Raw genomic sequence first — 5,717 nt, 5'->3', positions numbered from 1 at the left:
CGCGGCCGCGCTGCTGCCGGACGTGCCGCTGATGACGCCCGCCGAGGTGTTCGCGCGCGCCGAGCTGGTGCTGCTGACCGTGCCCGACGACGTCCTGCCGGGGCTGGTCGCGGGACTGGCCGAGACCGGCGCCGTGCGCCCGGGGCAGCTGCTGGTGCACACCTCCGGCCGGCACGGCACCGCCGTCCTCGGCCCGGCCACCCGCGCCGGGGCCCTGCCGCTCGCGCTGCACCCCGCCATGACCTTCACGGGCACCTCCGTCGACGTGCAGCGGCTGGCCGGCTGCTCCTTCGGGGTGACCGCGCCCGAGGAGCTGCGGCTCGCGGCGGAGGCCCTGGTCATCGAGATGGGCGGCGAGCCGGAGTGGATCGAGGAGGCCGCCCGGCCGCTCTACCACGCGGCCCTCGCCATGGGCGCGAACCACCTGGTCACCCTGGTCGCCCAGAGCATGGAGCTGCTGCGCACCGCCGGTGTCGACAACCCCGGCCGGATGCTCGGCCCGCTCCTCGGCGCGGCCCTCGACAACGCCCTGCGCAGCGGTGACGCCGCGCTCACCGGGCCGGTCGCGCGCGGCGACGCCGGGACCGTCGCGGCGCACGTCGCCCAGCTGCGCGCGCACGCCCCGCAGGCCCTCGCCGGATACCTGGCCATGGCCCGAACCACCGCGGACCGTGCCCTCGCGCACGGACTGCTCAAGCCGGAACTTGCGGAGGACCTGCTCGGCGTCCTCGCGGACGGAGGCGAGAAGTGACCATCCAGCTCACCCGCACCGCTCAGGAGCTGCACGCGCTCCCGCGCGCCGGCCGGCGCGCGGTGGTGATGACCATGGGCGCCCTGCACGAGGGGCACGCCACCCTGGTCCGCGCCGCCCGCGAGCTGGCCGGTCCGGACGGCCAGGTCGTTGTCACCGTCTTCGTCAACCCGCTCCAGTTCGGCGCCGGCGAGGACCTCGACCGCTACCCGCGCACCCTGGACGCGGACCTGGAGATCGCCGCGAAGGCCGGTGCCGACGCCGTCTTCGCCCCGTCCGTCGACGAGGTCTACCCCGGCGGCGAGCCGCAGGTCCGCGTCAGCGCCGGGCCCATGGGCGAGCGCCTGGAGGGGGCTTCCCGTCCCGGTCACTTCGACGGCGTCCTCACCGTCGTCGCCAAGCTGCTGCACCTCACCCAGCCGGACGTCGCGCTGTTCGGGCAGAAGGACGCCCAGCAGCTCGCGCTGATCCGCCGCATGGCGCGCGACCTGAACTTCCCCGTCGAGATCGTCGCCGTGCCGACCGTGCGCGAGCCCGACGGCCTCGCGCTCTCCAGCCGCAACCGCTATCTGTCCGCCGCCGAGCGCACCTCGGCGCTGGAGCTCTCCCGCGCCCTGCTCGCCGCCCACAACGTCGTCGAGCTCGGCCCGGCGGCCGTCCGGCACGCCGCGCACGTCATCCTCGACGAGGCCGGCCGCCTGGACCCGCCGGTCGTCCTCGACTACCTGGCGCTGATGGACCCCGCCGACTTCACCGAGGTGGGCGACGACCACACCGGCGAGGCCGTCCTGGCCGTCGCCGCCAAGGTCGGCACGACGCGTCTCATCGACAACATCCCGCTGGAGTTCGACGGCTCGCGGTCGGACGTCCCGGAGTTCGGAGCCGAACGATGACCGGCATACGCCTGCACGCCCCCCGCCCCGGCTGGGCGGTCGACGCCGACGTCGTCGTCATCGGTTCCGGCGTGGCCGGGCTCACCGTCGCGCTGCGCTGCGCCGCCGCCGGCGCCGAGGTCGTCGTCGTCACCAAGGCCCGGCTGGACGCCGGCTCCACGCGCTGGGCCCAGGGCGGCATCGCGGCCGCCCTCGGCGACGGCGACACCCCCGGGCAGCACCTGGACGACACCCTCGTCGCCGGCGCCGGCCTGTGCTCCGAGGAGGCGGTGCGGGCGCTCGTCACCGAGGGCCCCGACGCCGTGCGCCGCCTCATCGCCACCGGCGCGCGCTTCGACACCGACGAGATCACCGGCGAGATCCTGCTGACCCGCGAGGGCGGTCACCACCGGCGCCGCATCGCCCACGCGGGCGGCGACGCGACCGGCGCCGAGATCTCCCGGGCCCTGGTCGAGGCCGTGCGCGAGGCCGGCATCCGCACCGTCGAGCACGCGCTCGTCCTCGACCTGCTCAAGGACGCCGAGGGCCGCGCGGCCGGCGTCACGCTGCACGTCATGGGGGAGGGGCAGCACGACGGCGTCGGCGCCGTCCGGGCCCGGTCCGTGGTGCTCGCCACCGGCGGCATGGGCCAGGTCTTCTCCGCCACCACCAACCCGGCCGTCTCCACGGGCGACGGCGTCGCCCTCGCCCTGCGGGCCGGCGCGGAGGTCTCCGACCTGGAGTTCGTCCAGTTCCACCCGACGGTCCTGTGGCTCGGCCCCGGCGCGGAGGGCCAGCAGCCGCTGGTCTCCGAGGCGGTGCGCGGCGAGGGCGCGTACCTCGTGGACGCGGACGGGCACCGCTTCATGGTGGGCGCGCACGAGCTCGCCGAGCTCGCCCCGCGCGACATCGTGGCCAAGGGCATCCTGCGGCGCATGCGGGAGCTCTCCGCGGAGCACATGTACCTGGACGCGCGGCACTTCGGCGCCGAGATGTGGGAGCACCGCTTCCCGACCATCCTCGCCGCGTGCCGGGCGCACGGCATCGACCCGGTCACCGGCCTGATCCCGGTCGCCCCGGCGGCCCACTACGCCTCCGGCGGCGTCCGCACCGACCTGCACGGCCGCACGACCGTGCCGGGCCTCTACGCCTGCGGCGAGGTCGCCTGCACGGGCGTGCACGGCGCGAACCGGCTGGCGTCGAACTCGCTCCTGGAGGGCCTGGTCTTCGCGGAACGCATAGCGGCCGACATCGCGGCCACCGGCCCCGCGTCCGGGGTGACGGACGGAGGCGTGGCAGAAACCTCCGCCACGACGGCGCCGCAGCCGCCGGCGCCCCTCGTCCACCCCGAGGCCCGCCCCACGATCCAGCGCATCATGACGCTCGGCGCCAGCGTCCTGCGCAGCAGGCAGAGCCTGGAGGAGGCCGCGGCGCGCCTGCACGCCATCCAGGGCGACCCGGCCACGGAACCCGGCACGGACGCCTGGGAGACCACCAACCTCCTGCTCGTCGCCCAGGTGCTCGTCACCGCCGCCCTCCGCCGCGAGGAGACCCGCGGCTGCCACTGGCGCGAGGACTTCCCCGACCGCGACGACACCGCCTGGCGCCGCCACCAGCTGGTGGCGCTCAACCCGGACCGCACCCTCGCGGTCTCCACGACCGAGACGGCCGCATTCCCCGAGGAGAACCGCGTGAGCAGCGACAACACCCCGAACGAACTCCCGCTCGCCGCCGAGGACGCCGTCTGCGGCGCCGGCTGCGCGTGCGGCGACGCCGACGCCTTCGAGTGCGGGCTCGACCCGGACCTCGCCCGGCTGCTGGCCGAGGCCGGGCTGGACCCGCTGCACATCGAGGACCTCGCGCACGTGGCCATCGAGGAGGACCTCGACGGTGGCAAGGACGTCACCACCTACGCGACCGTCCCCGCGGACGCCGTGGCCGTCGCCGACTTCACCGCCCGCGAGGCCGGTACCGTCGCCGGCCTGCGCATCGCCGAGGCGGTCCTGTCGGTCGTCTGCACCGAGGAGTTCGAGGTCGAGCGGCACGCCGAGGACGGCGACCGCGTCACGGCCGGCCAGAAGCTGCTGACCGTCCGCACCCGCACCCGCGACCTGCTCACGGGCGAGCGCAGCGCGCTCAACCTGCTGTGCCGCCTGTCGGGCATCGCCACCGCCACCCGCGCCTGGGCCGACGCCCTGGAGGGCACCGGCGCGGCCGTCCGCGACACCCGCAAGACCACCGTCGGCCTGCGCGCCCTGGAGAAGTACGCGGTGCGCTGCGGCGGTGGCGTCAACCACCGCATGTCGCTGTCGGACGCGGCCCTCATCAAGGACAACCACGTCATCGCGGCCGGTGGCGTCGCCGAGGCGTTCAAGGCCGTACGGGAGGAGTTCCCGGACGTGCCGATCGAGGTCGAGGTGGACCGGCTCGACCAGATCCCGCCCGTGCTCGCCGAGGGCGCGGACCTCATCCTGCTCGACAACTTCACGCCGGAGCAGACCCGCGAGGCCGTCGAGCTCGTCGCCGGCCGCGCCAAGCTGGAGTCCTCGGGCCGGCTGACGCTGGCCAACGCCCGCGCGTACGCCGAGACCGGGGTCGACTACCTGGCCGTCGGCGCGCTCACCCACTCCTCGCCGATCCTGGACATCGGCCTGGACCTGCGTGAGGAGACCCCCTGATGCTGCTCACCATCGACGTCGGCAACAGCCACACCGTCCTCGGTCTGTTCGACGGCGACGACATCGTCGAGCACTGGCGCATCTCGACCGACGCCCGGCGCACCGCCGACGAACTCTCGGTGCTCTTCCAGGGCCTGATGGGCCGGCACCCGCTGCTCGGCGACGAGCTGGGCGAGGGCATCGAGGGCATCTCCATCTGCTCCACCGTGCCCTCCGTCCTGCACGAGCTGCGCGAGATGACCCGCCGCCACTACGGCGACGTGCCGGCCGTCCTCGTCGAGCCGGGCGTGAAGACCGGCGTGCCGATCCTGATGGACAACCCGAAGGAGGTCGGCGCCGACCGCATCATCAACGCGGTCGCCGCCGTCGAGCTGTACGGCGGCCCGTGCATCGTCGTCGACTTCGGCACGGCCACCACGTTCGACGCGGTGAGCGCGCGCGGCGAGTACGCCGGCGGTGCCATCGCGCCCGGCATCGAGATCTCCGTCGACGCGCTGGGCGTCCGCGGCGCCCAGCTCCGCAAGATCGAGCTCGCCCGGCCGCGCAACGTCATCGGCAAGAGCACCGTCGAGGCCATGCAGTCCGGCATCCTCTACGGCTTCGCCGGCCAGGTCGACGGCGTCGTCAACCGCATGGCCCGCGAGCTCGCCGACGACCCCGACGACGTCACCGTGATCGCCACGGGTGGCCTGGCCCCGCTCGTCCTGGGCGAGGCCACGGTCATCGACGAGCACGAGCCGTGGCTGACCCTCATCGGCCTCCGCCTGGTCTACGAACGCAACGTGGCCCGGGCCTAGGGCCCGTCCGGCGCGCATGCCGCCGGACCCTCGCCACGGTGGCCCGGCGGTGTTCGCACCGGGCCGCAGCCCCGGCGAAGATCCGCCGGGCAGGCCCGGGGGAGCCCGGAAGGTCCCGCCCACCGCCCATCCGCGCCGGAGGCGGAGGGCACCCGTGCCACGCCCGAAAAGTTGCACTAACCGGAATTTGTCCGATTGGCACCTTAAAGTCGGGCCATGCCCACGCCCTATGGATCCCGCGGCGGGATGGCGTTCAGCGCGGACGAGCTGCGCGTGCTGCGCCGTGCCCTCGCCATCGCACTTCAGCCCCATTCCGTGCCCCGGCAGCCCAGCGCCGAGCGGGACGAGGAGGTGCGCGAATGCCTCCGGCTCGCCGAAGCGGTGGACGAGGCGGCCCGCGAGGGAGGCAGGCTGCGCGCCTTCCTCCTCGACGAGCTCGTCCGCTACCGCTCCGCCCTGCCGGGCGCGGCCGCCGGCTACCTCGACCGGCTCCAGGACGCGCTCGCGGCCGGCTATCAGCCCGTTCCCGAGGACCTCGCCGCGTTGCGCTCGCTGTGCGTGCTGCCCTGCGGCCCGGCGGAAGGCAGCCGCCGCCGGGCCCTGCTGCGCCGCTCCGAAC

The 5,717-nt window shown here is 74.9% G+C and carries 4 protein-coding genes and 2 pseudogenes; all 6 read left to right on the top strand.

Annotated elements, in window-relative coordinates:
• Positions 1-751, top strand: a 751-nt coding sequence (locus AB0K09_RS29010; RefSeq protein WP_366068380.1) for a DUF2520 domain-containing protein, incomplete at its 5' end; no start/stop codon positions are given.
• Positions 748-1,644: a pantoate--beta-alanine ligase gene (panC, locus tag AB0K09_RS29005; protein ID WP_366068379.1), complete on the top strand. Its 897-nt coding sequence runs from the start codon at positions 748-750 to the stop codon at positions 1,642-1,644. The genes AB0K09_RS29010 and panC, both read left to right, overlap by 4 nt.
• Positions 1,641-3,302: pseudogene (locus AB0K09_RS29000) on the top strand (L-aspartate oxidase); the annotation flags it as partial. The gene panC and the pseudogene AB0K09_RS29000, both read left to right, overlap by 4 nt.
• Positions 3,303-3,314: 12 nt before the next feature.
• The gene (gene nadC, locus AB0K09_RS28995; protein WP_366068381.1) at positions 3,315-4,301 is read left to right on the top strand and encodes a carboxylating nicotinate-nucleotide diphosphorylase; all 987 of its coding nucleotides are present in this window, start codon (positions 3,315-3,317) and stop codon (positions 4,299-4,301) included.
• Entirely contained in the window at positions 4,301-5,098 is a 798-nt protein-coding gene (locus AB0K09_RS28990) for a type III pantothenate kinase (protein WP_366068378.1), read from the top strand. Before nadC ends, AB0K09_RS28990 begins: the two co-directional genes overlap by 1 nt.
• Before the next feature lie 216 nt (positions 5,099-5,314).
• Positions 5,315-5,717, top strand: a pseudogene (locus AB0K09_RS28985) (hypothetical protein); the annotation flags it as partial.

Origin of the sequence: Streptomyces sp. NPDC049577, assembly GCF_040675635.1 — a bacterium.
Taxonomy (GTDB): Bacteria; Actinomycetota; Actinomycetes; order Streptomycetales; family Streptomycetaceae; genus Streptomyces.
Note: the sequence above shows the minus strand (reverse complement) of the source record. Positions and strands in the feature narration are given on the sequence as shown.

Bases quoted from the DNA above. Each gene is read 5' to 3' on its own strand.
- AB0K09_RS28990 (WP_366068378.1), top strand. From the start codon at position 4,301: ATGCTGCTCACCATCGACGTCGGCAACAGCCACACCGTCCTCGGTCTG.